Origin of the sequence: Pantoea sp. EKM21T, from assembly GCF_011800405.1 — a bacterium.
GTDB classification, from domain to species: domain Bacteria; phylum Pseudomonadota; class Gammaproteobacteria; order Enterobacterales; family Enterobacteriaceae; genus Pantoea; species Pantoea agglomerans.
On sequence record NZ_JAALFV010000002.1, the window covers coordinates 490422 to 516500 of the forward strand.

The window sequence follows — 26079 nt, forward strand, 5'->3', positions numbered from 1 at the left end:
CCGCGTTAAACCGGCAGCAGACCGCGCGCTTCGTCGAAAAAGTGCTGTGCAAGCGGTGTGGCACGGCCAGGCTCAGCGATGACCAGCGCCCCCTGGCGCGCCATCGGCGGCAGCGTAATGGCGCGCTGCTGCAGCCCCTGTAATGAAGCGGACAGCAGATGACCGACCGGCGACACCAACAGCCCCAGGCCGACCTGCGCGCACTGCATCAGCTGCATGACAGAGGCGCTCTCCACAATCACCCGGGGCACCAGCGCCGCCTCGCGAAAAGCCATATCAAGGTAACGCCGGAAATAACGCGTCGGCTCCGCCAGGCAGAGCGGCTGTTGTGCCACTTCCTCAAGCGTCAGCGCGGTTTCCCCCACCAGCTCAGGAAAATGGTCGGGATGGAATATGGCTTCAACGCCCCGATCTGCCAGCATCTCGGTCTGAAAATGGAGTTCACGCAGTGTTGCCATCTCGAAAAAACCGATCCCGACATCCACGGTGTGGCTGTTGAGCGCTTCCAGCAACTGGTCAGCACTGAGTACCGCAATGCGATAGTCGAGCTGAGGATAACGCGCCTGCACCGCTTTCAGCAGCAGCGGCAGTGCCATGCTGCACTGCGGCACCACGCCAACCCGCAGCGTACCGTTCACCCCATGCTTCAGCGATTCCACTTCCAGCTTCAGCCCCTGATAAACCGAAACAATTTCCCGCGCCCACGCCAGCACACGGTCGCCCTCTGGGGTAAATCCGGCAAAGTTATTGCTGCGGTTAATCAGCGGCAGGCCCAGCTCGCGCTCAAGATTTTTCAGGCGCATAGAGAGGGTTGGCTGTGTAACAAAACTGGCTTCCGCGGCCCGCCCGAAATGGCGTTCACGCTCCAGGTTACACAAGTAAATGAGTTGTTTAATGTCGATGTTAATTATCCATCAGCAGGTTGAAGGCTGTTCGCATTACTTTCTCGTTCGCAGGATCAACCAGAGTATAAGGCTGAATGTTACCCCGCGCAGGCTCGGATGTTTTAACCGCACGGTTCATTTGCACAGGCGGATCGATGAAATCAACACTACGCGCCGCCCTGGTTTACGCATCAGTGAGGGTAGCGCACTTAAATCATCGCGCCCTGTTGTTTTGCTGGCTTAGTAAAGATGGCATTCAGCGCCAGACAGATTAACCCGAACCCTACTGGCAGCAGGAAATCGTAGCTAAGCAGCCGGTAAAGCCCGATTCCGGCTATCCCTCCTGCAAGGAAAGAAAGCAGGGTCAGACAGTGCAGTCGCAGCCGACTCAGATAGAGCGGTGCCTCTTTCGGTGACGCTTTACGCCGCAGCACCTCAAACAGCATTGCCAGCTCAATCCCGATATCGGTCGCCGTGCCGGAGATATGGGTAGTGCGAACGCGGGCATTGGAGATCCGCGTCACCACCGCATTCTGCAGCCCCATTAAAAAGCTCAGGCTCATTATCAACACGACACCGGGCGACTGCGGCGGAAAGTGATTTTCAATCACCCCCAGTGCAATCAGCGCTGCGCCCTCAATCAGGATAACAAAGGCATAGATGGTGCGGATATTTCTGCGGTGCCCGGCATTAATGATCAGCGTTGAAAACATGGAACCCGCAATAAACAGAAGAACGATCGACAGAAAAAACAGGCCAGGCCCCAGATTCGCTTTTGCCAGGTGATCGGACAGCAGCGAGACATTCCCGGTCATGTTGGCTGAAAAAAAACCGACGATCTCAAAGGCTGCGGTATTCAGTGCGCCTGCGGCAGCGGCAAGCGTACAGGCCAGTCGGGTATCCGCGCTGTTGCTGCGGGCACTTTCCGTGCTGATTAGCATGACCACCCCATATTTACTGGAAAGCCTTATAATCCGCTGATTAGCCCTGCGCCACAAGGCACTGAATCAAACTCTCCCTTCTCTGCCGGGCATTACTCAGCATCGGGGCTCCGGACTCCGCGCTGCATAAACTCAGCGCGGAAAGCCCTGATTAACTGTTTGCCAGACGGAAGGTGGAGACCGACTGCGTCAGATACTGCACCTGCTCTTCCAGCGAGGCAGATGCCGCGGCAGACTCCTGCACCAGCGCCGAGTTCTGCTGTGTGACGCTGTCCATCTCGGTAACCGCCTGCTCAATCTGACCGATACCGCGACTCTGTTCATCAGAAGCGGTTGAGATGTGCTCCATCAGCAGATTCACGCGGCTGACAGAGGAGATAATGGCGCTCATCGCCTCACCGGTCCGGCTGACCTGATCGGAACCGGCGTGGATGATCGAAACAGATTCCGCAATCAGCCCCTCAATCTCTTTGGCTGCGGTAGCGCTGCGCTGGGCCAGATTACGGACTTCCCCTGCCACCACCGCAAAACCGCGACCCTGTTCACCCGCCCTGGCGGCTTCGACTGCCGCGTTCAGCGCCAGAATATTGGTCTGGAAGGCGATGCTGTCGATCACGGTGGTGATCTCCTCGATCTTCTTCGAGCTGGCATTAATCAGCGCCATCGATGTCACCACTTCCTGCGAGACCTTTTCGCCGCTTTCCGCGTTTTTCACCGCTTCACTGGTCAGGCGGCAGGCTTCAAAGACGTTTTCAGTGTTCTGTTTCACCGTTGCGCCCAGCTGCTCCATGCTGGCAGCGGTTTCCGTCAGCGCGGCGGCCTGCTGTTCGGTTCGCGAGGCGAGATCGATGTTGCCCGCCGCAATCTCCTGAGAGGCGGTGGAGACTGAGCGGGTTGAATCGCGCACCTGGAGAATAATGGCGGTCAGCGCGCTGCGCATCTGCTCCAGCGAGCCCATCAGCAACTGAATTTCACTGCGCGAACCGGCTTTGACCGGCACCGTGGTATCCAGGACGCCCGCCGCAATCAGCTTGCAGTGTTCCTGCGCATCATTGATCGGCGAAAGCACATAGCGCTTCATGAAGATGTAAATGGCGACGATGATGGCGAAAAACAGCACCCCAAACAGCCCCAGCAGGGTAATGCCGGAGGTGAAGTGACTCTGTGCATCGCTGTTAAGTTTTTTGGCATAGGTTTCATGCTGGGCCAGCACCCGGTCCAGAATGATTTCATACTGACGGTCAAGGCGAACCACGGTGGCGATCTGATTTTTAAAGCGCACCTGATCGTGCGCCTCTGCCGCCTCAATCAACGGCTGTAAACCCTGCTGACGATAGGCCTGATAAGCCTGGCTATAGGCGTCGGCTTCCGCCTCTTCGCCCGGCAGACGCGGCGCGTTCATATAGGCCTGAAATGCAGCATCCGCTTTGCTGGCCACGGTCCGAACGCTGTCCAGCGTGGCGGGATTATTTGCGTCACTGCCCTCAATCTCCTTCATGTACTCCATCAGACGCACACGCAGCGTGCGGCTGTGGTTGATGGGGTCAATCACCGAGAGCACCACACGGATCTCTTTGTTAACCGCATTCAGCGAGTGATTGCTCTGGATCAGCAGCCAGGTACTGATTGCCACGCTGGTAAGAAACAGCGCCAGCAGGAAGGAGAAGATAATCAGGGAGGATTTTTTTAACGACATCGCGGTGTTCCGAAAAGTAAGAGGATTAGTCGCTATATCGGCAGAAAGGTACGCCCCATTAGGGCTGGGCTTTTTTTAGTTACAATAAGCGGGACAGCAGCGGGCGGAGCGCCTCCGGGAACAGGCGCTAACCGCCCACGGGCGTCGGGCGGTTAGGGTTGTGACGAAGAGTGAGACAGGCTGCCGTTAAGCGACGCCCAGCGCCATTTTTACCTCGTTGGCGATCTTCTCGACCTGCGGGCCGTAGATCACCTGAATGTCGTGCTCGCTGACGCGATTGACCCCGTTGGCACCGGTGCTCATCAGCGTCTGATCGACCACCTGATTCATCTCTTTGACCCGTACGCGCAGCCGGGTAAAGCAGCAATCGACATCCTCGATATTGGCCTGCCCGCCCAGCCCGCTGATAATGACCTGAGTTCGTTCATCCGCAGCGACCTGTTGCGGTTTCTCATCCTCCGATTCACGGCCCGGCGTTTCAACATTCATCCGGGTGATCACCAGCCGGAAAGCGTAGTAGTAGATCGGCGCATAGATCACGCCCAGCGCCAGCGTCCACCACCAGTGGGTTTTTGCTCCACCCAGCATGCCGAACACCACCAGGTCGATAACACCGCCCTGCACGTTGCCAATCATCAGATGCAGCATCGACATCAGCATAAACGACAGGCCGGTCAGGAAAGCGTGCAGCAGATAGAGCACCGGAGAGACAAAGATAAAGCAGAACTCCAGCGGTTCGGTGATGCCGGTGGTGAAGGAGGTCAGCGCCCCCGCCATGACCAGTGCTTTGACCCGCTGTTTATGCTCGGGTCGGGCGGTGTGATAGATCGCCAGCGCCGCGGCGGGCAGGCCGAACATCATCACCGGAATCTTGCCCTGCGCCAGAAACTGCGTGGCGGTGCGCAGCGTCTCATCGGGGATCGATCCCGGATGAGTCAGTGACGCGTTGAAGATGTTCAGTGCACCAACCACGGTCTGGCCATCGACCACCGCCATGCCGCCAATAGGCGTGAAACGCACGGTTTCGTTAAGGATGTGATGCAGGCCGGTGGGGATCAGGATGCGCTCAAAGGCCCCCAGCAGAAAAGCGCCATACTGCCCGCTTTTGCCAATCATCTGTCCAATCCAGGCGATACCGTCGCCAATGGTCGGCCAGATCAGCGCCAGCAATACTCCAATCAGTGGCAGACAGACCACGGTCACAATCGGCACAAAACGCCGTCCGCCAAAGAAGCTGATCGCGGTAGGCAATTGCTGGGTATAAAAGCGATTGTGCAGCGCCACCGTTACCAGTCCGGCAATCACCCCGCCCAGTACGCTCATGTTGTAGGTAAAGACGCCCAGCATGTTGATATATTCCGCCGAGGTCATCATGGCGGAGGTCTGGTCCATGCCCGCCTGCTGCAGGGCTGCAGGCGTGGTGGTGGCGGCGGTGATCCCTTTGGCCGCCAGCGTCGCGCTGATACCGACGTTCATCACGATATAGCCAATCACCGCGGCAAAGGCGGCGGTAGGTTTTTCCGCTTTCGCCAGTCCGATGGCACTCGCTACCGCAAAGAAGACCGGCAGATTAGCGAATAGCGCTCCGGCAACCTTGCGAATAAAGCCGATAATTAACTGCGGCACCTGCATCTGCGCAAAGGCATCGCCGGTGACCGCCGGGTTCTGCATGGCCGCCGCCAGCCCAAGGAAGATACCTGCGGCAGCGATGACCGAGATTGGCATCATCAACGCTTTGCCAAATGCATGAATCTGGCTGGTCAGCTGTTTCATGGAGTCGTGCCCTCTCTGATTGTGAACAGCAAGTATTAGCCTGTTGTCGGGAGAACTCCCGTTATCAGCAGGTTAAAGGCGGGTAAAATCTGACCAGCATCACATTTCTGGCTTATGCACGATAAACGCCAGCTATCGCACCATTAAGTCAATCAATTAGACAAGGTATGAGGATAGCTGCAGACTTCCTTTCACCATCAGGATATAACCTGATAACAAACACCAAACAATAATTCCTACTATAAAAAGCCTGCACTCAATATGAAATTTAAACGCCAAATCAAACCCTATCGCGCGGCAGCGGGCGGCTGGGGTTCACTGGAAGCCACCACGCGTTTCGTTCTTGACAGCAAAGCGGCCCTGAAAAATATGCGCAACCTGATGCGCATGAACAAAGCACGCGGTTTTGACTGTCCAGGCTGCGCCTGGGGTGATGACAATAAAAGTACCTTCAGCTTCTGCGAGAATGGCGCCAAAGCGGTGACCTGGGAAGCGACACGCCGGATGGTCGACACCGACTTTTTCGCCAAACACAGCGTAACCACGCTCTATACCCAGAGTGACTACTTCCTGGAGTATCAGGGACGTCTGACCCATCCGCTGCGCTACAACGCGGAAACCGACCACTACGAGCCCATCAGCTGGGATGATGCGTTTGCGCTGATCGCGCAGCACATCAAGGCGATGGATCATCCGGATCAGATGGAGCTCTACACCTCCGGTCGCGCCAGCAATGAAGCCTCCTGGCTCTATCAGCTGTTTGGTCGCCTGATGGGGACCAATAACTTCCCTGACTGCTCCAATATGTGCCACGAAGCCAGCGGCACCGGCCTGAAGCGCAGCATTGGCGTCGGTAAAGGCACCATTCGTCTGGATGATTTCGACCACGCAGATGCCATTTTTGTCTTCGGTCAGAATCCCGGCACTAACCATCCGCGTATGCTTCACAGCCTGCGTCACGCTGCCGATCACGGTGCGAAAATCGTCACCTTTAATACCCTGCGTGAACGCGGTCTGGAACGTTTTGCCGATCCGCAGAAACCGCTGGAAGTGGTGACTTCGAAAGCGGGCAACATCAGCTCCTCCTATTACCAGCCGAACCTGGGCGGTGATATGGCAGCGGTGCGCGGCATGGTGAAATCCCTGCTGGAAACCCATCGCGCGCGTCTGGCGGCTGGCGAAAGCGGCCTGTTCGATCAGACCTTTATCAATGCTAAAACCAACGGCATTGAGGCGTATCTCGACGCCGTGGATAACACCAACTGGATGCAGATTGTGGCGCAGTCGGGCCTGACGCAGGCGCAGATCCGTGAAGCCGCGGCGATCTACCAGAGCGCTGACCGGGTGATCTGTACCTGGGCGATGGGCATCACCCAGCACAAACACTCTGTCGACACGGTGCGCGAGATCACCAACCTGCAGTTGCTGTTTGGCCAGCTGGGTAAAAAAGGCGCAGGCCTCTGCCCGGTTCGTGGTCACAGTAATGTGCAGGGCAACCGCACCATGGGAATCGATGAGAAACCGGCGAAAGCCTTCCTGGATGCGCTGGGGAATCATTTCAATTTCGAGCCCCCGCGTGCGGCAGGCCACAACACCGTGGAAGCGCTGAACGCCATGCTGCGTGATGAAGTGAAAGTGCTGATCGCGCTGGGTGGCAACCTGGCGGCGGCCGCACCCGACTCACCGCGCACCGAAGAGGCGATGTCACGCTGTGGTCTGACCGTGCATATCAGCACCAAACTGAACCGCAGCCATCTGGTGCCGGGTCACGATGGGCTGATTCTGCCGACGCTGGGCCGCACCGAGCGCGATCTGCAGGCCACCGGCAATCAGTTTATTACCGTGGAAGACTCTTTCAGCATGGTGCACGCCTCTGAAGGGATCGGTATTCCGCTGGCGGAAACGCAGCGTTCAGAGACCTGGATTATTGCCGGTATCGCTGAGGCGGTGCTGGGTGATGAAAAAGTGAAATGGCGCGAGCTGGCGGGTGATTACAACCTGATCCGTGAGCACATAGCCGCGACGATTCCGGGCTTTGCCGACTTTAACGCCAAATGTGATATCCCGGGCGGTTTCTATCTGGGCAACGCAGCAGCCGAGTTGCGCTTCAATACGCCGAGCCAGAAAGCGGAGTTCAACGCCTCGGCGCTGCCGACCTCACTGTTCCCGAACCTTGATCAGGACGTGCCTTTTACCCTGCAGACACTGCGTTCGCACGACCAGTACAACACCACCATTTACGGCCTTGATGACCGTTACCGTGGCGTGTTTGGTCAGCGTGAAGTGGTGTTCATCAACCCGGACGATATGGCAGACCTGGGCTTTACCGAAGGCCAGAATGTCGATATCGAAACGCTGTGGAATGATGGCATTACCCGTCGCGTCAGCGGATTCAAACTGGTTCCCTACAATATTCCGCGCGGTAACCTGGCGGCCTATTATCCGGAAACCAACCCGCTGGTGCCGCTGAACAGCTTTGGTGATGACAGTGGTACACCGACCTCAAAATCGGTGCCGGTGAAGCTGGAACTCTCTGAGGCACTGGCCGATCAGCGCATCGCCTGACAGCCCTTTCACTCCCCCCTAAAAAGCCGGCTCGTCCGGCTTTTTGCCTTGCCGCGCGACGTCGATTCGCGTAAAACTGTCAGCCGCAATCAGCCAACGAAACGTAAAAATTATGTTCCAGGATAACCCGCTGCTCGCGCAGCTGAAAGAGAAGCTCCATTCGCAAACGCCTCGTGCTGAAGGCGTCGTAAAAGGCACTGAAAAAGGCTTCGGCTTTCTGGAAGTCGATGCGCAAAAAAGTTACTTCATTCCGCCACCGCAGATGAAGAAAGTGATGCACGGCGATCGCATCACCGCCGTGATCCACAGCGATAAAGATCGCGAAAGCGCTGAGCCGGAAACCCTGGTTGAGCCGTTCCTGAGCCGCTTTGTTGGCCGGGTACAGAAGAAAGACGATCGCCTGTCTATTGTGCCGGATCATCCCCTGCTGAAGGATGCGATCCAGTGTCGCCCTGCGCGCGATGTCAGCCATGAGTTTGAAAATGGTGACTGGGCCGTGGCGGAGATGCGTCGCCATCCGCTGAAAGGCGATCGCGGCTTTTATGCCGAACTCACCGATTTTATTGTCAAAGCTGATGACCATCTGGCGCCGTGGTGGGTGACGCTGTCGCGTCATAACCTTGAGCGTGAAGCGCCCGATGTCAGTTTTGGCGAGATGCTGGATGAAAATCTGACGCGTGAAGATCTGACCGCGCTGGATTTCGTTACCATCGACAGCGCCAGCACCCAGGATATGGATGATGCGCTCTTTGCGGAAGCCCTGGACGATGGCGCCCTGCGTCTGACCATCGCTATCGCCGACCCTACCGCCTATGTGCCGGAAGGCAGTCAGCTCGATAAGCTGGCGGCGCAGCGTGCGTTTACCAACTACCTGCCGGGCTTTAACATCCCGATGCTGCCGCGCGAACTCTCTGATGATGTCTGCTCGCTGCGTCCGAATGTGCGCCGTCCGGCCCTGGCCTGCCGCGTGACCGTGGCAGCCGATGGCAGCTTAGGTGATGACGTTGAGTTCTTTGCCGCCTGGATCGAATCCAAAGCCAAGCTGGCATATGACGACGTCTCTGACTGGCTGGAAAACAGCGGCGCATGGCAGCCGGAAAGTGAGGCGATTGCTGAACAGATTCGCCTGCTGCATCGCCTCTGCCTGGCGCGCAGCGAATGGCGTCAGACCCACGCGCTGGTGTTTAAAGATCGCCCGGATTACCGCTTCCTGCTGGGTGAAAAAGGTGAAGTGCTGGAGATTGTGGCTGAACCGCGCCGCATCGCTAACCGCATTGTTGAAGAGTCTATGATTCTGGCCAACGTCTGCGCGGCGAAAGTGCTGCGTGACCGTCTCGGTTTTGGTATCTACAACGTCCATGCCGGTTTCGATGCCACCAATGCTGAACAGGCCGCCGCCGTGCTGGCAAACCATGGTATTACCGTGGATGCGCAGGCGATCACCACGCTGGAAGGTTTCCGCGTGCTGCGTCGTGAGCTTGATGCCCAGCCAACCCAGTTCCTCGACAGCCGGATCCGTCGCTTCCAGACCTTCGCTGAGATCAGCACCGAGCCTGGCCCGCACTTTGGCCTGGGACTTGAGGCTTACGCCACATGGACCTCACCGATTCGTAAGTTCGGTGACATGGTCAACCATCGTCTGCTGAAAGCGATTATTCGCGGTGAGCAGATCGCTCGTCCGGATGATGCGCTGACGGTGACGATGAGTGAGCGCCGCCGCCTGAACCGCATGGCGGAACGTGATGTTGGCGACTGGCTCTACGCCCGTTATCTGGCGCCGTTTGCAGCAACCGACCGTCGCTTCAGCGCCGAGATTATCGATGTGTCACGTGGTGGCATGCGTGTTCGCCTCTTGGAGTTTGGCGCGGTGGCCTTTATCCCGGCGCCGTTCATTCACGCGGTGCGTGATGAGCTGGTCTGCAGCCAGGAAAATGGCAGTGTTCAGATCAAAGGCGAAGTGGTTTACCGTGTGACCGATGTGATTGATGTCACTATCGCCGAAGTCCGCATGGAAACCCGCAGCGTCGTGGCGCGTCCCGCCGTCTGAGTAGTGATGTTCTGAGCAGTCAATCGGGCGGGATAACTCCGGTTATCCCGCCTGTTTCCGCCCCGCCCGCATTGCAAAAAAGTTAAATTTGTACCCCGCTTCACACTTCTCCACTGATTAACTTTCACTTACATTCCATTACATTAAGTTTGACTCGTTGTTTTCGATCGCTTTCCTCTCGGTCCTCACAAGGAGTTAGTCATGAAAAACGTCAAAACCAGTGCGATCTGGTTAGTGGTGGCGTTAATCGGCGCGGGCGCTTTCGCCATGCTGGCCCTCAGCCGCGGCGAACACGTCAACGCAGTCTGGCTGGTGATAGCCGCTGTCGCCTGTTACAGCATCGCTTATCGCTTCTACAGCCTGTTTATCGCCCGCAATATTTTCGAACTGGACGACCGCCGGATGACGCCTGCCGAGCGGCTGAGCGACGGGCTCGATTATGTCCCGACCAATAAATGGGTGCTGTTTGGTCACCACTTTGCGGCTATCGCCGGTGCCGGCCCGCTGGTGGGTCCGATTCTGGCGGCGCAGATGGGCTTTCTGCCGGGCACCATCTGGATCCTGGTCGGGGTGATGCTGGCGGGTGCGGTACAGGATTTCCTGATCCTGTTTATCTCAACCCGTCGTGATGGCCGTTCACTGGGCGAGATGGCGCGGCAGGAGCTGGGTGCGTTTGCCGGTGTGGTGACCATGCTCGGCGCGCTGGGCGTCATGATCATTATCCTGTCGGCGCTGGCGCTGGTGGTGGTCAAGGCGCTGGCGAACAGTCCGTGGGGACTGTTTACCATCGCGGCCACCATTCCGATTGCGCTGTTTATGGGCGTCTACATGCGCTTTATCCGGCCCGGTAAAATCGCCGAAGTATCGTTAATTGGCTTTGTGCTGATGATGGCGGCGATTATCTATGGCGGTGACGTAGCCCAGCATCCTTACTGGGGGCCCTTCTTTACCCTGAAAGGCACCTCACTGACCTGGGTGCTGGTGATCTACGGCTTTATTGCCTCCGTGCTGCCGGTCTGGCTGCTGCTGGCTCCGCGTGACTACCTTTCGACCTTTCTTAAAATCGGCGTGATTGTCGGGCTGGCGGTGGGGATTGTCTTTGCCATGCCAGAGATGAAAATGCCGGCGGTCACCAAATTTATCGACGGCACCGGCCCGGTCTTCTCCGGCGCGATGTTCCCGTTCCTGTTTATTACGATTGCCTGCGGCGCCATCTCCGGCTTCCATGCGCTGGTCTCCAGCGGCACCACGCCAAAACTGGTGGAGCGGGAAAGTCATATCCGCTTTATTGGCTATGGCGCGATGCTGATGGAATCCTTTGTGGCGATCATGGCGCTGATTTGTGCCTCGGTGCTCGATCCGGGCGTCTACTTTGCCATGAACTCCCCGGCTGCGCTGATTGGTACCACCGTTGAAAGCGCCTCTCAGGTGATCAACGGCTGGGGCTTTGTCGTCACGCCGGAAATGCTGAGCGGCATCGCCCGTGACGTGGGTGAAGGCTCGATCCTGTCCCGTGCAGGCGGCGCGCCAACCTTCGCGGTGGGAATGGCCCACATCATTACCGAGATCTTTAACAGCCGGGCGATGATGGCGTTCTGGTATCACTTCGCCATCCTGTTTGAAGCGCTGTTCATTCTGACGGCGGTCGATGCCGGTACCCGCGCCTGCCGCTTTATGGTGCAGGATCTGGCAGGCACCGTGGTGCCTTCTATGGCGAATAACCGCTCCTGGCTGGGCAATATGGCCGGCACGACCGTGGCGGTGGCGGGCTGGGGCTTCTTTGTCTATCAGGGCGTGGTCGATCCGCTCGGCGGCATTAACACTCTGTGGCCACTGTTTGGTATCGGCAATCAGATGCTGGCGTCCATGGCGCTGATCCTCGGCACCGTGGTGCTGTTCAAAATGAAAAAGCAGCGTTACGCCTGGGTGACTATCCTGCCAACTGTCTGGCTGTTTATCACCTCGATGACTGCCGGCTGGCAGAAAATCTTCCATGAAAAACCGTCGATTGGCTTCCTGGCGCAGGCGAATAAGTTCCGTAAAGGGCTTGATGAAGGCGTGATCATCGCCCCGGCAAAAAGCGTGGCGGATATGCAGACCATCGTCTTCAGCAATCAGATTAACGCGGCCCTGTGCGCCTTCTTTATGCTGGTGGCGGTCACGATGCTCATCTCTGCGTTCTTTGTCATTCGCCGGGCGCTGCGCAGCGATCTTCCTACTACGCATGAGTCCGTTGTGACGCTGCGCAACAAGGAGGTGCGTCATGTCTGATGCTATTCATCAGTCCCGGCGTCCGCAGGGAGAGTGGCAGATTATCCGCTGCCAGCCTGCCGCCGCCCCACAGCCACAGACATTCAGCTGGCGGGGATTCTGGCGCGGCCTGCAACAGTGTTTTCGCTTAATGGTCGGGGTGCAGGATTATCAAAAATATCTGCAGCATATGCGACTCCATCATCCCGATCAGCCGCCGATGAATGAGCGCGATTTCCACCGTTACTGTCTGGATGCCCGCTTCCCCAGCCAGGCAGGCAAACTGGGTAAATGTCCCTGCTGACCGCACTAAACAGCCCCGCACCGTCGGGGCTTTTTTGTGCCATTCTTATCTGGATGGGAAAATATATTCGGTTTGCATCTTGTGCTGGCGTCAGATGATGAATACTGTTGCTAAAATAATGAGATAACGCCTGCAGAGCACTTCCCGGAGGAAGTTTCCATGACCGATGAACAAGGGCAAACGTTGTTGTACACCCTTTTCGGTACAACCAGCCCTCATTGGCGTCTGACCGCGGACAGCGATGCGTTGCATTTTGCCGAAGATGAGTCGTCACAAACTAATATCGCCCTGCCGTTAACCCCCGGCCAGGCAGCCATGATACGCGCGATGCCGGTCATCACTTCAAGCATCAATCTGACCATGACGCTGCAGGGCATTGATGTTCCGATGCATTTTGTCGGACGCAAAGTGAACCAGGCGACCTGGGCAGGAACCGCTTCTGCCTGGGGCGATACCTCAGCGGTCGCCCGCGACTTAACCCTGGGTCTTTCATTCGCCGAACAGGTGGTTTCTGAAGCCAACTCGGTGATTGTGATCCTCGATCAGCGCGGCAATATTCAGCGTTTTAATCGTCTTAGTGAAGAATATACCGGTCTGAATGAGCATGAGGTTATCGGCCGTAACGTCTTTCAGCTCTTTATGACCAAACAGGAGGCCTCTCAGTCACGACGCAACATTGCGGGCTTCTTCCGTGACGGTAACTCCTATGAGGTGGAGCGCTGGGTTAAAACCAAAAAAGGTCAGCGACTGTTTCTGTTTCGTAATAAGTTTGTTCACAGCGGCAGTGGCAAAAATGAAATTTTCCTCATCTGTTCTGGCACCGACATAACCGAGGAGCGACGCGCCCAGGAACGCCTCCGGGTGCTGGCAAACACCGATACGGTGACCGGTTTGCCTAATCGCAACGCAATTCATCAACAGATTAGCCTGGCGCTGGAGCGATCTGAGCGCGATGAGACCGGCGTGGTCTATCTCGATCTCGATAATTTCAAAAAAGTGAACGACGCATACGGTCATATGTTCGGCGATCAGTTACTGCAGGCGGTCTCACTGGCGATTCTTAGCTGTCTGGGTAAAGACCAGACTCTGGGCCGGCTGGGTGGCGATGAGTTTGTGGTGCTGGCTGAGCACACCAGCCAGGCTGCGCTGGAGGCGATGTCCTCCCGCATTCTTGAGCGCCTGCGTCAGCCTTTCCGTATCGGACTAATCGAAGTGTACAGCGGCTGCTCTATCGGGATCGCTTTCGCGCCGCTGCACGGTGAAGATCGCGAGAGCCTTATTCGTAATGCTGACACCGCGATGTATCACGCCAAAGAGAACGGTCGTGGCAAGTTCTGTGTCTTCGCGGCAGAGATGAACCAGCGGGTCTTTGAGTACCTGTGGCTGGACACCAATCTGCGTAAAGCGCTGGAGCTGGATCACCTGCTGGTGCATTACCAGCCGAAAATCGACAGTGATGGTGAAGTCCGCAGCGCCGAAGCGCTGGTACGCTGGAACTCACCCGAGCGCGGCCTGGTCTCCCCTGCTGATTTCATTCCCTATGCCGAAGAGTCGGGACTGATTGTGCCGCTGGGACGCTGGGTCATGCTCAATGTGCTGAAACAGATTATCGTCTGGCGCCAGCAGGGCATTTTTCTGCGCGTCGCCGTCAACGTGTCGGCACGTCAGCTGATTGATCAAAGCATCTATACTGACCTGAAACAGGCGCTGCATGAGGCGAATATCACCGACTGTCCTATCGATATTGAGCTCACAGAAAGCTGCCTGATTGAGAATGAAGCTGAAGCCCTGCGGCTGATGAAGCAGTTTCAGGAGCTGGGCGCACAGGTTCATCTGGATGACTTCGGCACCGGTTACTCATCGCTTTCTCAGCTCGCACGAGTGCCGATCAATGCCATCAAGCTCGACCAAAGCTTTATCCGCGATATTAATAAACAGCCCGTCTCACAATCGCTGGTACGAGCTATCGTCGCCGTCGCCAAGGCGCTCGATTTGCAGGTGATTGCAGAGGGTATAGAGACCCCGGATGAAGAGAAGTTTGTCCTTAACAGTGGTGTCGATGGGCGTCAGGGCTACTACTACGCAAAACCAATGCCCGCGGAACAGTTTGGGCATTGGCTGGCTAAGCATCCTGCCCGCGTTTAACGCTAATTCAGATTAACCCGCTTTACGCAGTGATGCGCTGTGGCGGTTTTGTAACTGAACCAGGCGTTCCATGTAAGCAATGTCTTTAGGTTCGATGGTAAAGGCGTAATCGACCCAATCTTCGGTAATATCCATCAGCTCAGCGCGTGACAATTGCAGCACGCGCTGACGCGCTTTCAGCATAGCCCGCACGCCATTGAGTTTAGGACGTAACGTATCGATAAAGGTGCGGGTGGCGCGGTAACTGTCGCCAGGCTGGAAGACTTTATCCACCAGTCCGCGCGTTTCATACCACTCTGCGCTGTGGGACTCCCCTTCACAAATTAACTCCTCTGCCAGTTTCATGCCGGAACGACGCGCGACCAGTGAGTAGCCGCCCATGCCGGGAAAGAGGTTAAAAGCAATTTCCGGAAAGCCCATCCGCGCGTTGTTCTGCGCCAGAATGAAGTGATGCGCCAGCGCCGCTTCGAATCCGCCGCCTAACGCACTGCCCTCAATCATCGCCAGCGTCACCGCGCCGGTATCAAATCCCCGTGCTGCCGAATGGATGCAGTCAACGCAGGCACGGGCATAGGCCCGCAGCGCCTCACGGCGGTTATTGCGAATGCACTCGACAAAGAAGCGCAGATCGCCACCGGCGTTGAACATCTGTGGCACCAGAGAGCCGGTAACCCAGAAGTCGATCGGCAGACCGGAACGCTGAGCGGCGTAGCTCAGATTCATGATCTCCTCAATCAGTTCATGGTTGAAGCTCGGACGGGGCTGTGCACGCAACATCATCCACATAGTACGACGTCCTTCTTCGTAATAGGCGACTAACTGCGTGGTGTTGCCGACTTCGGTAAATAATCTGCACGTTGCTTGGTTAATAACTGTCATTGTCTCATCCTCTGTTTATATTTGATGCGTTAAATACGCCACATCAGCGTAATGCAGAGTGAGGCCAGACCAAATGAGAGATTGATTTACAACACAAAATCCAGAGTGATCCCCGACTCGCGCGTCGGGGATTGATTAGGCGGGTTACTTAATAGCGGCACGCTGCTCCACGGCAACATGAAGACGCTTAACACGTTTTGAATAGATGGCCGTGATGATCGGCACCAGCACGGAGGTCACAATCACGGACGTTGCCACCAGCGCCGTGGCAGCAGGGGCAATCGGTTTAAACTGCGGCAGCATCTCGGCAATCAGCACCGGTGTCGCCACCGCTGCGCCTGCCGTACTGGATGCAGCTATGCCAGCCGTGCCATCCCCGCCTCCAATCAGCCGATCGGTCAGAATGAGTGGGATACCGGTAATAATGATCACCGACACGCCCAGCATGATGCCCAGCAGTCCGGTTTCCGCAATGACACCCAGGTTAATGGTGTTACCCAGAGCAAAGGCGAAGAAAGGAATCAGCGTATGGACCGCTTTTCCGAAGAAGTCGCGCAGCTCCGGATCAAGATTCCCTAATGCAAATCCCACAATAAACGGCAGGACCGCCCCCACAAACACGTGCGGCTCGAATGAGGCGATGCCGGCGGTGCCCAGGATAACCATGGTCATTAATGGCCCAGACTCCAGAGACATCAGCACAAACGCACCCGCCTCCTCTTTGGAACCATATTGCTGCATGATCGAGGCATAAAGGCCGCCATTGGTCATATCCATGGCAGCCACCAGCGCCAGCGTCGATAACCCGGCAAACATCCCTACTTCTACGCCATTCTCCGGCATCACCCGAGAGGCGATGGCAGCCACAACCCAGGCGACGGCAATCTTGGTAAGCACCAGCGTGCCCGATTTACGCAGTACCGTCCCGGTGGCGCTGAGTTTAATCGACGCGCCCATACAGAAAAACCAGACGGCCAGAATGGGCACCGTGCCGGTCATCAGACCGTTGGTGAAAGAACCGAAATATTTTCCGGCGCCTGGAGAAAACGTATGACAGAGTGCGCCGATAAAGAGCGGAATGAGCATCATACCGCCCGGAATTTTGTCTATTGCACGTTTGATATGCATATGGATGTCACCTTTGCTATGCCAGAGGGTGGAGCAGGAAGTGCCCGAAGGCGATGCAAGCAAAGTAGTGACTTGAGGTAATCAAAACAGTGATCGCTTCGATAAAATGAAACGCTGTTTTATTTTTAATGACCTGTTGTTTTGATAACTATGATAGAGATCGCCATACCAGTCTCAGATGAGACTAAAAAAAACGGGACGCCGTGGCGTCCCGCTCGCTATTTTTGCCCGTACCAGGCGTTCTCGCCATGCTTTCGCAGGTAGTGCAGCTCAAGCAGTGTCTGGTTAATCGGCGGCAGATTAGCGGTCAGCTGCTGGCTGAACAGGCCCATATACGCCACCTCCTCCAGCACAACCGCGCTGTGCACCGCAGCGTGGGCGTCTTTCCCCCAGGCAAACGGGCCATGAGAGTTGACCAGTACCGCCGGGATCGCAGAAGGAGACAACCCACGTTGCGCAAAAGTCTCGATAATCACCTCACCGGTGTTCCACTCGTAGTCGTGCTGAATCTCTTCATTGCGCATCGAGCGGGTACAGGGGATCTCACCATAGAAGTCATCGGCGTGGGTGGTTCCCCAGGCTGGAATCGGTCGTCCTGCCTGGGCCCAGATGGTCGCATGCCGCGAATGGGTATGGACAATGCCACCCACCTCCGGCCAGGCGAGGTAAAGCGCGCGGTGCGTCGCCGTGTCCGATGAGGGGCGTTTATCCCCTTCCACCACGTTGCCACTCGCCAGATCGACCACGACCATGTCGTCGCGCTTCATCACTTCATAGCGTACGCCGGAAGGTTTAATCACCAGCAAACCCTGTTCGCGATCAACAGCGCTGACATTGCCCCAGGTGAAGGTCACCAGGTTGTATTTGGGTAGATCCAGATTCGCTTCCAGAACCTGTTGTTTCAGGTGTTCCAGCATCTATTTTCTCCTGCTGACAATCGTCCCTGAATTTTGCGGAGTCGGACGCGAAAGGGTTATGGAGCAAATGGCTATAAACGCAGAAGGAATGGCTGTGAATGCAAAAATGTGTCGTGATTTCAGAATTTTCTATCTTCGGAATTTAACCAGAACGCTTAGAATCCTCTCAGGCAATGCGTGGCCCTGTCGGGTTTACATTGCGACTCTCCCGCTACAAACGGTTTGTCCATGGTGATCACATTTCCATGCCGACACGGATGCGGCAATGATGCGACACAAGCGGGCTGAGGAAATATCGGAGCTATACTAAGAGTGTTGCCTCTGTGAGCACATCAAAGGAGAAGTGTATGACAACAACAATGAAACGAATCACTGCCGTTGTACTGGCAACCACGTTAGCTGTTGCACTGAGCGGCTGTTCTAACTGGTCTAAACGTGACCGCAACACCGCTATTGGCGCGGGCGCGGGTGCGATTGGGGGTTCAGTATTGACCAATGGTAGCGCACTCGGCACAGTCGGTGGCGCCGCTGTCGGTGGTATTATCGGTCATCAGGTCCACTAAAGACCTTATTAAAAGAATAATCGGCTACGCTAAGCATCTACACGACAATCGGGCTACTTCGGTAGCCCGATTTTTTTTCAGCCACCCGCCAGTTTGACCTTCATGCCTTTGGCTTCCAGCAGGCTTTTCAGTAAATCGCGCTTATCCCCCTGAATCTCGATAACGCCCTCTTTCACCGAACCCCCGCAGCCGCACTTCTTTTTGAGTTCGGCCGCCAGCAGCGTCAATGCCGCGTCGTCCAGGTCGATACCGGTAATCAGGCAGACGCCTTTTCCCTTGCGACCACTGGTCTGACGCTGGATGCGCACAATGCCATCCCCTTTTGGCCGCTCCTTCGCCGGCTCCGGCTGGGTAATGCGCCCGCTGTCGGTTGAGTAAACCAGTGGATTATCCTTCGCCATTATTGTGTCTCCAGACTGTGCAGGATCGCCTGCAGAGTGGCGGCAGGATCAGCGGATTGGGTGATCGGACGCCCGATAACCATATAGTCCACACCCGCCTGCTTCGCCTGCTCAGGTGTCATGATGCGACGCTGATCGCCAGCATCACTGCCTGCCGGGCGAATCCCCGGCGTGACCAGCGCAAACTCCTGACCTAAAACCTGTTTGAAGCGGACAGCCTCATGGGCGGAACAGACCACACCATCCAGCCCGCACGACAGTGTCAGCTTCGCCAGTCGCTCTGCCTGTTCGGCAGGAGAAAGCGTAATGCCCAGCCCTTTGAGATCCTCTGCATCCATACTGGTCAGTACAGTCACCGCAATAAGCAGGGGCGCCTCTTTACCAAAGGGAAGCAGCGCTTCACGCGCCGCGTTCATCATCCGAGCCCCACCACTGGCATGGACGTTGACCATCCAGACCCCGAGATCGGCAGCGGCCGCCACGGCATGAGCGGTGGTGTTGGGAATATCGTGGAATTTAAGATCGAGGAAGATTTCAAAGCCGCGCTGCTGCAGAGTGTTAACCAGCGAGGGGCCAAATAGCGTAAACATCTCTTTGCCTACTTTAAGGCGGCAACTGCGGGGATCGATCTGGTCGACGAAACGCAGTGCGCTGTCGAGGTCATGATAATCCAGCGCTACCAGAATCGGCGAAGCGGTCACGTTGTGGGGTGAAGGCATGGCATTTCCTCTGCAACAGGCGCCCGCAGGCGCAATAGACAAACGGCAAGCATTCTACCTGCGGTGTCTGACCATCACAATCGCCATTGCCCTCCTGCCTGGCAAATTATGCACTGTCGCTGAGGTCTGTAAGCTAACCTGCTCTCTAGTATGTTGTAACTATAATGGGCTATTAACAGTGCAGCTGTAACGGCCGGTTTACTGGCCGTCGAGGCCACGGATGGGCTTAACTGAAGACCAGGTGCGGCAGGATGGGCAGTGCCAGTAGAGTGCGTGGGCGGTAAAGCCGCACTTCTGGCAGCGATAGCGCGGCTTGGTGCGGATCTGTTCGCCGACCATGTCACGCAACACCATCAGGCTCTCTTTCGCCCGGCCATCTTCCGCCTCATGCAGATTTAAATCCATCAGGCGGTGGAACACCCGCATGGTAGGATGACGCTGCAGCTGACGGCTGATGTAATTCTGGGCCGCTTCGGGCCCTTGCTGCTGCTCAAGGATGTCAGACAGATAGAGCTCTGCAGCTGCGCCGGTGTTCTCTTCAACACAGCGATGAAGAAACTCTGACCAGGCGTCTGGCTGATTGAGCTGCTGGAAACAGGTTTCAAGCATCCCCAGCGTTTCACTCACCAGCTCTTTATCCTGGTCCAGCACCCGCTGCAGATGGCCCACCGCTTTGGCGTAATCCCCTTTTTCCATCAGGATACGGCCCATCATGATCGAGATGCGTGCGCTGTTGCGATCGGCCGACTCCCCTTTCTTCAGCAGGCTCATGGCACGATCGAGATCGTCGCTGCTCATCGCCTGCAGAGCCAGCTCGCAGTAGAAGTGGGCTATTTCGCCTTTCTGCTTCTCTTTGCCAAGCTTAACCAGCCGCTCTGCGACTTCAATCGCCTGCTGCCAGTCGCTGGTTGCCTGGTGGATCAGCAGCAGTTGCTGCAGCGCACCCACCCGAAAGTCAGTTTCATCGGTGAGCTGCTTAAACATGTCTTCCGCGCGGTCATATAAGCCCGCCGCCATATAGTCGCGGCCCAGTTGCTGTACGGCGAGCAGTCGCTGCTCATAGCTCAGGGAGGCGCTTTCCATTAAAGCCTGATGGATGCGGATGGCGCGGTCGACTTCCCCGCGCGAACGGAACAGATTGCCCAGCGTCAGGTGTGCTTCAACCGTGCCGCTGTCCTCTTTCAGCATCTCAAGGAAGAGGTCGACCGCTTTGTCCTGCTGATTGGAGAGCAGGAAGTTTACGCCAGCGACATATTCACGTGACAGTCGGTTGGCTTCCTGTTGCTTATCCTGATGCGCGCTGCGACGGCCCATATACCAGCCATACGCTGCCGCCACCGGCAGTAACAGAAACAGCAATTCATGCATCAGGGATTATTCCCGGCCAGCCGGAGAAGATGGCGTGGTCGCCAGGGTAGTACTCTGCTCGATTTGGGTCTGCATACGCTTAATTTTCCGGTTGGCATTCGCCAGGGAGACGCGGGTCCGTAACCAGAACAGACCGCAGATGATCCAGCCAAGCACGAAACCTGCGCCAAACAGGGATGCCAGTAAGGTCGAGATGCTGAACTCACCCTGCGCCAGCAGATAGTTAAATGTAATGACCTGATCGTTATGCGCACCCAGGGTGACGGAAATAATGAAAATGACCAGTACCACTAAAAAAATCAGCAAATATTTCACAGTGCATCCTGTTGTGAGGTTGTCGGGTAGAATTATGCCAAAACTCCAGCAAAAATGCTGCTCCCAGCAGCATCGGGCGGGTCGCTTTTACGCAGGCCCGTCTAATAATATGGGGTCTTACGGGTGAATTACAATCAGGGCTCCCGCTGCGCCACCTCTTTTTGCTCTTCCGGCGGCAGCGTCAGCGGGCCACAGAATCGCTGCGCCAGCCAGGTGGCAATGGTGACCAGTAGCCAGGAGAGTATGGTTGCCATCGCCAGATCCCGTGGCCAGTGCATGCCCAGCAGCAGACGACTCGCCATTACGCCGGTGGCCCACAGAAAGATCACCACCACGGTTTTATAGTGCCGACGCGGCCAGAGCAGACCCAATGCCAGCAGCGCCCAGCTGGCGGCAAACATAGTATGTCCCGACGGGAACGCGAAACCGGTTTCAAACGCCCAGTGCCGTTTCAGCCAGCCTGGGAGCTGTGTCTCATCGGCAATCAGTGAGGTTACCATCTCGCCACGCTGTTTGCGCTTCAGCTCGTAGAAGGTCTTTTCATCCAGCCCGTGATGCTGTTCCAGCCAGATCACATAGGGACGCGGCTCCTGAATCTGCTCTTTGATATAGGATTTGGTGTATTGCCCGGCCAGAATGGTGGCGTTCATGATCAGCAGCAGTAAGATAGCTGGCTTCAGCCGAAAGCGCAGGCACCAGAGCATCCAGGCACTCAGCACGACGCTGGTAACAATGCCCCAGGGGTTGGTGACGGTCTCGGTCATCCAGAAGAGACCTTTCAGCAGCGCATTGCTTTCGCCTGGTTGCCAGCGCCAGCCGCTGAGCCAGACCGCAACCGGCATGATCAGCAGCAGCAGCATTCCAAAGGTGGTACGACGTGAAATCTTAAACATCCTCTTCCCTTATCCCGGCGTCAAAAGAGAGCAATTGCATAACTTTAGCTTAAAAAAGAATAACATAACCGTTGCCAATTGGATAATTGTGCTTTATCACTGCAATTGGTATCAGAGATTACCAGCCCGCTTGCGGGTTGTGGCACAATATTGCACGTTTGTCGGGCCACACTGGCCTGTGCACTATCATGATGATAGTGCATCCTCTGAAGGTTCTGGAGAGTCACATGCAGCTTAAACGGGTGGCAGAAGCCAAACTGCCCACGCCATGGGGAGATTTCCTGATGGTTGGTTTTGAAGAACTGGCAACCGGACATGACCACGTTGCACTGGTTTTTGGCGATATTAATGATAATGAGCCGGTACTGGCGCGCGTTCACTCTGAATGCCTGACCGGCGATGCACTCTTCAGCCTGCGTTGCGACTGTGGTTTTCAGCTGGAAGCCGCCCTCAATGCCATCGCAGAAGAAGGTCGCGGCGCACTGCTCTATCACCGTCAGGAAGGCCGTAACATCGGGCTGCTGAACAAAATCCGCGCCTATGCGTTGCAGGACAAAGGGTATGACACGGTAGAAGCGAACCATCAGCTGGGCTTTGCCGCCGATGAGCGCGACTTCACGCTGTGCGCCGATATGTTCAAACTGCTGGGCGTCAATGAAGTGCGTCTGCTGACCAATAACCCGCGTAAAGTGGAGATCCTCAGCGAAGCCGGGATCAACATTGTTGAACGCGTGCCGCTGGTCGTGGGACGTAATCCGAAGAATGCGCACTATCTGGATACGAAAGCGGAAAAGATGGGGCATCTGCTGCCGAAGTCATAACTAAGCTGGGACTCACTGGCATCTGACCCTTGAAGAAGCTAAATCTGAGAGAATCCTCAAGCAACGGATCAGCTCAACGCGCAGGGGGCACGGTCAGAAGAAGAAAGCGTCCCGCCGCCCGGATAAAAACGCCGGGAGCGTTTTTGAACAACGCAAAGCGTTGGCCCGGTACGGGCGCACCTCAGGGATGAGGTGCGTAATTGCGTGGGCCGGGCATGTCATGGATCACGGCTTTTGCGTCTTTCCGATCTGACCGTGTTCCCTGTGCAGCCACGGTCTCACAGCTTCTTATTACAGACGTTGTAAGCCACATAAAAAAGCCGGGTTTTCCCGGCTTTTTTTATCAGTCCAGCATATTACGGATAACGTAGTGCAGGATGCCGTCATTGCGGTAATAGGTCAGCTCATTACCGGTATCGATGCGACAGCGGGTGTCCAGCTCTTCCTTACTGCCGTCAGCACGGGTCAGCGTCACTTTAACGCTGCAGCCAGGCGTCAGTGCCTGAAGATTTTCCACGTCAATGCGCTCCTCACCGGTCAGCCCCAGGCTTTTGCGGGTCACACCCTGCGGAAACTCTAGTGGCAGGATGCCCATCCCAATCAGGTTTGAGCGGTGAATACGCTCAAAAGATTCCGCAATTACTACCCTGACCCCCTGCAGACGTGGTCCTTTCGCCGCCCAGTCGCGACTTGAACCAGAGCCATACTCAAGACCCGCGATGACCGCCAGCGGCACGCCTTCCGCCTGATATTTCATTGCCGCATCATAGATGGCCAGCTGTTCGCCACTTGGGTAGTGTCGGGTATAACCGCCCTCCACGCCGGGTACCATCTCATTGCGGATACGGATGTTGGCGAACGTGCCGCGCATCATCACTTCATGGTTACCGCGACGCGAACCATAGGAGTTAAAGTCTGTACGCTCCACGCCGTGTGACAGCAGATACCGTCCGGCCGGACTTTCCGCTTTGATGCTGCCCGCCGGTGAAATATGGTCAGTAGTGACCGAGTCGCCCAGCATGGCCAGCACCCGCGCACCGCGAATATCCTGCACCGGCTTAGGCTCTTTCTCCATATCGTCAAAGAAAGGCGACAGACGAATATAAGTCGATCCCTCATCCCAGTCGTAAGTCGCGGCTTCACTCACCTTAATCTCCTGCCACTCTGGCGTACCGTCGAAGACTTCAGCGTACTCTTTATGGAACATGTCGCTGGTGACCTGCTGCACGGCCGTAGCGATCTCTTCCGGCGAAGGCCAGATATCTTTCAGGTAGACAGGCTGGCCCTGACGATCGTGGCCCAGCGGCTCGGTCTGCAGGTTGATCTTCATGTTACCCGCCAGCGCATAGGCCACCACCAGCGGCGGCGACGCCAGCCAGTTGGTTTTAATCAGCGGATGAATACGGCCTTCAAAGTTGCGGTTGCCGGACAGCACAGCACCCACCGTAAGGTCGCCTGCTTTGATCGCAGACTCGATCTCATCTTTCAGCGGGCCGGAGTTACCGATACAGGTGGTGCAGCCATAACCAACCAGATTAAAGCCCAGCTCGTCGAGATAAGAGGTCAGTTGCGCGACGGCCAGGTAGTCTGAAACCACTTTAGAACCGGGTGCCAGCGAGGCTTTGACCCACGGCTGACGTTTCAGCCCCCGCTCGACCGCTTTCTTCGCCAGTAAACCGGCCGCCATTAAGACGCTGGGGTTGGAGGTGTTAGTACAGGAGGTAATCGCACTGATCACCACCGCTCCATCGGTCAGCTTATGCGTCAGCCCGGTATCACTGTCGGTATACTCAACGATTTTATGGGGTTTCTGCGCCTGATTCACTTCCAGCTCGTTGCTGGCATCAAACGCGGCGGGCACATCGCCCAGCGACACCCGATCCTGCGGACGTTTTGGTCCCGCGAGACTCGATTCCACCTCGTTCATATCCAGCGCCAGAGTGCTGGTAAAACGCGGCTCATCGCCAGGATTGCGCCACAGCCCCTGCGCTTTGGCATAGGCTTCCACTAACGCTACCTGTTCGGCATCGCGTCCGGTCAGGGTCATGTAGCTCAGCGTGACGTCATCAACCGGGAAGAATCCGCAGGTTGCGCCATATTCCGGTGCCATGTTGGCGATGGTCGCGCGGTCTGCCAGCGGCAGATCGGCCAGGCCATCACCGTAAAATTCAACGAATTTACCGACGACGCCGTGCTTACGCAGCATCTGGGTAACGGTCAACACGAGGTCGGTTGCCGTAATGCCCGCCCGCAGTTTGCCGGTGAGTTTGAAACCCACCACATCCGGGATAAGCATTGAGACAGGCTGACCGAGCATGGCGGCTTCGGCTTCGATTCCCCCTACTCCCCACCCCAGCACGCCAAGCGCGTTGATCATGGTGGTGTGAGAGTCCGTACCGACCAGGGTATCGGGCCAGGCGTACTCTTCACCATTCACGGTTTCATGCCAGATCGCCTTGCCGAGATATTCCAGGTTCACCTGATGGCAAATACCGGTGCCCGGCGGCACCACGCGGAATTTATCAAACGCCTTCTGGCCCCAGCGGAGAAAGACGTAGCGCTCATGGTTTCGCTCCATCTCCAGCCGGACGTTCTCTTCAAAGGCGTCATCATTGCCAAAATGGTCGACAGTCACCGAGTGGTCGATAACCAGATCAACCGGTGACAGCGGATTGACTTTCGCCACATCGCCGCCTAGCCGATTCACTGCTTCTCGCATCGCAGCAAGGTCGACTACCGCAGGCACGCCAGTAAAGTCCTGCATTAATACACGGGCTGGCCGGTAGGCAATTTCACGATCGGCGTGGGCATCTTTTTGCCAGTCAACCAGCGCCTGGATGTCCTCCGTCGTAACAGAGTCACCATCCTGATAGCGCAGTAAATTTTCCAGCAGGACTTTAAGGGATTTTGGCAGGCGATCGATATTGCCAAGGTGTTGAGCAGCATGGGGAAGACTGAAGATGTGATATTTTTTGGTGTCGACCTGCAGTACTTCCTGACTCTGCTCGCGTAGGGTAGACGACATAGCTCCTCCTTTCATTCATGGTCTTTAAACCTCAGAGAGACAAAGGTTTATGTTAAAGATAGACCACAATTTCGTTAACGTTTTGATTACAACACAAATTGCTACAATCGATCGCAAACGAAAATGCCCCGTGAAGTCACGAGGCATCATGAAAAGGTGATTTTAATTCAAATTACAGGGTTATCCACACCGCCGCAGACCAGAACGCAAAGGAGAATGCATACGCGCTGAGCCAGGACATTTTAATAATATTCATTTGGTTCACTCCTTCGCCGGAATCGGGCGTAAAAGTTTTTGCGGTCACCTTATAGAAAGAGGCGACACCCTTTGGTCGTACAGGATGTGGTAAGGGCATTTATAGGCCCACCGGAAATTCCGGTTTTAAAAGAACAGTGACGAAGAAATGGTCTGACAACGTTATTTGTTTTTAGGGTCCAGAAACGAC

Annotated in this window: 20 protein-coding genes; 7 read left to right on the top strand and 13 right to left on the bottom strand. The window is 56.1% G+C overall.

The features are described from left to right. Positions 1-5: 5 nt before the first annotated feature. The 4 genes from HFD87_RS05835 to HFD87_RS05850 form a co-directional block, all read right to left on the bottom strand. Entirely contained in the window at positions 6-902 is an 897-nt protein-coding gene (locus HFD87_RS05835; protein ID WP_167423100.1) for a LysR family transcriptional regulator, read from the bottom strand. A gap of 191 nt (positions 903-1093) precedes the next feature. After that, positions 1094-1825: a YoaK family protein gene (locus tag HFD87_RS05840; protein ID WP_167423071.1), complete on the bottom strand. Its 732-nt coding sequence runs from the start codon at positions 1823-1825 to the stop codon at positions 1094-1096. Between the two features lie 151 nt (positions 1826-1976). Further along, a complete protein-coding gene (locus HFD87_RS05845; protein ID WP_033757823.1) occupies positions 1977-3521 on the bottom strand; it encodes a methyl-accepting chemotaxis protein in 1545 nt (514 codons plus the stop codon). Positions 3522-3707: 186 nt separating this feature from the next. Beyond that, positions 3708-5294, bottom strand: a complete 1587-nt coding sequence (locus tag HFD87_RS05850) for a PTS transporter subunit EIIC (RefSeq protein ID WP_163851713.1) — start codon at positions 5292-5294, stop codon at positions 3708-3710. Positions 5295-5555: 261 nt separating this feature from the next. On the opposite strand from HFD87_RS05850, the gene HFD87_RS05855 reads away from it, so the two are divergent. The 5 genes from HFD87_RS05855 to pdeR all read left to right on the top strand — a co-directional run bounded on the left by HFD87_RS05855 (position 5556) and on the right by pdeR (position 14605). After that, on the top strand, positions 5556-7859 hold the full coding sequence (locus tag HFD87_RS05855; protein WP_167423072.1) for an FdhF/YdeP family oxidoreductase: 2304 nt from the start codon (positions 5556-5558) through the stop codon (positions 7857-7859). A gap of 112 nt (positions 7860-7971) precedes the next feature. Continuing rightward, positions 7972-9906 (top strand): exoribonuclease II, encoded by a 1935-nt coding sequence (locus tag HFD87_RS05860; RefSeq protein WP_064691362.1) that lies wholly within the window; start codon positions 7972-7974, stop codon positions 9904-9906. A 201-nt stretch (positions 9907-10107) separates the two neighbouring features. After that, positions 10108-12177: a carbon starvation CstA family protein gene (locus HFD87_RS05865; RefSeq protein WP_010244523.1), complete on the top strand. Its 2070-nt coding sequence runs from the start codon at positions 10108-10110 to the stop codon at positions 12175-12177. Next, positions 12170-12460: a YbdD/YjiX family protein gene (locus HFD87_RS05870; protein WP_010670244.1), complete on the top strand. Its 291-nt coding sequence runs from the start codon at positions 12170-12172 to the stop codon at positions 12458-12460. Before HFD87_RS05865 ends, HFD87_RS05870 begins: the two co-directional genes overlap by 8 nt. Before the next feature lie 159 nt (positions 12461-12619). Beyond that, complete coding sequence (gene pdeR, locus HFD87_RS05875; RefSeq protein ID WP_010244518.1) at positions 12620-14605, top strand: cyclic di-GMP phosphodiesterase; 1986 nt, start codon at positions 12620-12622, stop codon at positions 14603-14605. Positions 14606-14617: 12 nt separating this feature from the next. On the opposite strand, the gene HFD87_RS05880 is transcribed toward pdeR, so the two are convergent. The 3 genes from HFD87_RS05880 to araD form a co-directional block, all read right to left on the bottom strand. Next, entirely contained in the window at positions 14618-15484 is an 867-nt protein-coding gene (locus HFD87_RS05880; RefSeq protein WP_003853843.1) for a crotonase/enoyl-CoA hydratase family protein, read from the bottom strand. 144 nt (positions 15485-15628) lie between these two features. After that, positions 15629-16612, bottom strand: a complete 984-nt coding sequence (gene kdgT / locus HFD87_RS05885) for a 2-keto-3-deoxygluconate transporter (RefSeq protein WP_010244511.1) — start codon at positions 16610-16612, stop codon at positions 15629-15631. Between the two features lie 218 nt (positions 16613-16830). Next, a complete protein-coding gene (araD, locus tag HFD87_RS05890; RefSeq protein WP_167423073.1) occupies positions 16831-17529 on the bottom strand; it encodes an L-ribulose-5-phosphate 4-epimerase in 699 nt (232 codons plus the stop codon). Positions 17530-17876: 347 nt separating this feature from the next. On the opposite strand from araD, the gene osmB reads away from it, so the two are divergent. Beyond that, positions 17877-18092, top strand: coding sequence for an osmotically-inducible lipoprotein OsmB (osmB, locus tag HFD87_RS05895; protein ID WP_003853848.1), 216 nt, complete (start codon positions 17877-17879; stop codon positions 18090-18092). Positions 18093-18169: 77 nt separating this feature from the next. Here the strand turns inward: osmB and yciH are convergent, their stop codons facing one another. The 5 genes from yciH to pgpB form a co-directional block, all read right to left on the bottom strand. Continuing rightward, entirely contained in the window at positions 18170-18493 is a 324-nt protein-coding gene (yciH, locus tag HFD87_RS05900; RefSeq protein ID WP_010244495.1) for a stress response translation initiation inhibitor YciH, read from the bottom strand. Further along, positions 18493-19212: an orotidine-5'-phosphate decarboxylase gene (gene pyrF / locus HFD87_RS05905; RefSeq protein WP_022625580.1), complete on the bottom strand. Its 720-nt coding sequence runs from the start codon at positions 19210-19212 to the stop codon at positions 18493-18495. The genes yciH and pyrF overlap by 1 nt, the downstream gene beginning before the upstream one ends. 198 nt (positions 19213-19410) lie before the next feature. Continuing rightward, positions 19411-20580: a lipopolysaccharide assembly protein LapB gene (gene lapB, locus HFD87_RS05910; protein WP_010244490.1), complete on the bottom strand. Its 1170-nt coding sequence runs from the start codon at positions 20578-20580 to the stop codon at positions 19411-19413. Positions 20581-20586: 6 nt separating this feature from the next. Then, positions 20587-20895 carry a LapA family protein gene (locus HFD87_RS05915; RefSeq protein WP_010670247.1) on the bottom strand — a complete coding sequence of 103 codons (309 nt, stop codon included), beginning with the start codon at positions 20893-20895 and terminating at the stop codon, positions 20587-20589. Between the two features lie 134 nt (positions 20896-21029). Next, entirely contained in the window at positions 21030-21788 is a 759-nt protein-coding gene (gene pgpB / locus HFD87_RS05920; protein WP_033769163.1) for a phosphatidylglycerophosphatase B, read from the bottom strand. Between the two features lie 227 nt (positions 21789-22015). Here pgpB and ribA point away from each other — a divergent pair, with 227 nt between their 5' ends. Further along, positions 22016-22609 carry a GTP cyclohydrolase II gene (gene ribA, locus HFD87_RS05925; protein WP_010244482.1) on the top strand — a complete coding sequence of 198 codons (594 nt, stop codon included), beginning with the start codon at positions 22016-22018 and terminating at the stop codon, positions 22607-22609. Positions 22610-22952: 343 nt separating this feature from the next. Here ribA and acnA read toward each other — a convergent pair whose 3' ends face one another. Then, the gene (gene acnA, locus HFD87_RS05930; protein WP_010670248.1) at positions 22953-25634 is read right to left on the bottom strand and encodes an aconitate hydratase AcnA; all 2682 of its coding nucleotides are present in this window, start codon (positions 25632-25634) and stop codon (positions 22953-22955) included. Between the last annotated feature and the right edge of the window lie 445 nt (positions 25635-26079).

What these genes read in the sequence shown, in the direction of transcription:
- lapB (WP_010244490.1), bottom strand. Translation starts at nt 20,580, where the DNA reads ATGCATGAATTGCTGTTTCTGTTACTGCCGGTGGCGGCAGCGTATGGC.
- pgpB (WP_033769163.1), bottom strand. Translation starts at nt 21,788, where the DNA reads ATGTTTAAGATTTCACGTCGTACCACCTTTGGAATGCTGCTGCTGCTG.
- HFD87_RS05840 (WP_167423071.1), bottom strand. Translation starts at nt 1,825, where the DNA reads ATGCTAATCAGCACGGAAAGTGCCCGCAGCAACAGCGCGGATACCCGA.
- pdeR (WP_010244518.1), top strand. Translation starts at nt 12,620, where the DNA reads ATGACCGATGAACAAGGGCAAACGTTGTTGTACACCCTTTTCGGTACA.
- HFD87_RS05845 (WP_033757823.1), bottom strand. Translation starts at nt 3,521, where the DNA reads ATGTCGTTAAAAAAATCCTCCCTGATTATCTTCTCCTTCCTGCTGGCG.
- yciH (WP_010244495.1), bottom strand. Translation starts at nt 18,493, where the DNA reads ATGGCGAAGGATAATCCACTGGTTTACTCAACCGACAGCGGGCGCATT.
- ribA (WP_010244482.1), top strand. Translation starts at nt 22,016, where the DNA reads ATGCAGCTTAAACGGGTGGCAGAAGCCAAACTGCCCACGCCATGGGGA.
- HFD87_RS05880 (WP_003853843.1), bottom strand. Translation starts at nt 15,484, where the DNA reads ATGACAGTTATTAACCAAGCAACGTGCAGATTATTTACCGAAGTCGGC.
- HFD87_RS05865 (WP_010244523.1), top strand. Translation starts at nt 10,108, where the DNA reads ATGAAAAACGTCAAAACCAGTGCGATCTGGTTAGTGGTGGCGTTAATC.
- HFD87_RS05850 (WP_163851713.1), bottom strand. Translation starts at nt 5,294, where the DNA reads ATGAAACAGCTGACCAGCCAGATTCATGCATTTGGCAAAGCGTTGATG.
- pyrF (WP_022625580.1), bottom strand. Translation starts at nt 19,212, where the DNA reads ATGCCTTCACCCCACAACGTGACCGCTTCGCCGATTCTGGTAGCGCTG.
- kdgT (WP_010244511.1), bottom strand. Translation starts at nt 16,612, where the DNA reads ATGCATATCAAACGTGCAATAGACAAAATTCCGGGCGGTATGATGCTC.
- HFD87_RS05870 (WP_010670244.1), top strand. Translation starts at nt 12,170, where the DNA reads ATGTCTGATGCTATTCATCAGTCCCGGCGTCCGCAGGGAGAGTGGCAG.
- HFD87_RS05860 (WP_064691362.1), top strand. Translation starts at nt 7,972, where the DNA reads ATGTTCCAGGATAACCCGCTGCTCGCGCAGCTGAAAGAGAAGCTCCAT.
- acnA (WP_010670248.1), bottom strand. Translation starts at nt 25,634, where the DNA reads ATGTCGTCTACCCTACGCGAGCAGAGTCAGGAAGTACTGCAGGTCGAC.
- osmB (WP_003853848.1), top strand. Translation starts at nt 17,877, where the DNA reads ATGACAACAACAATGAAACGAATCACTGCCGTTGTACTGGCAACCACG.
- HFD87_RS05855 (WP_167423072.1), top strand. Translation starts at nt 5,556, where the DNA reads ATGAAATTTAAACGCCAAATCAAACCCTATCGCGCGGCAGCGGGCGGC.
- araD (WP_167423073.1), bottom strand. Translation starts at nt 17,529, where the DNA reads ATGCTGGAACACCTGAAACAACAGGTTCTGGAAGCGAATCTGGATCTA.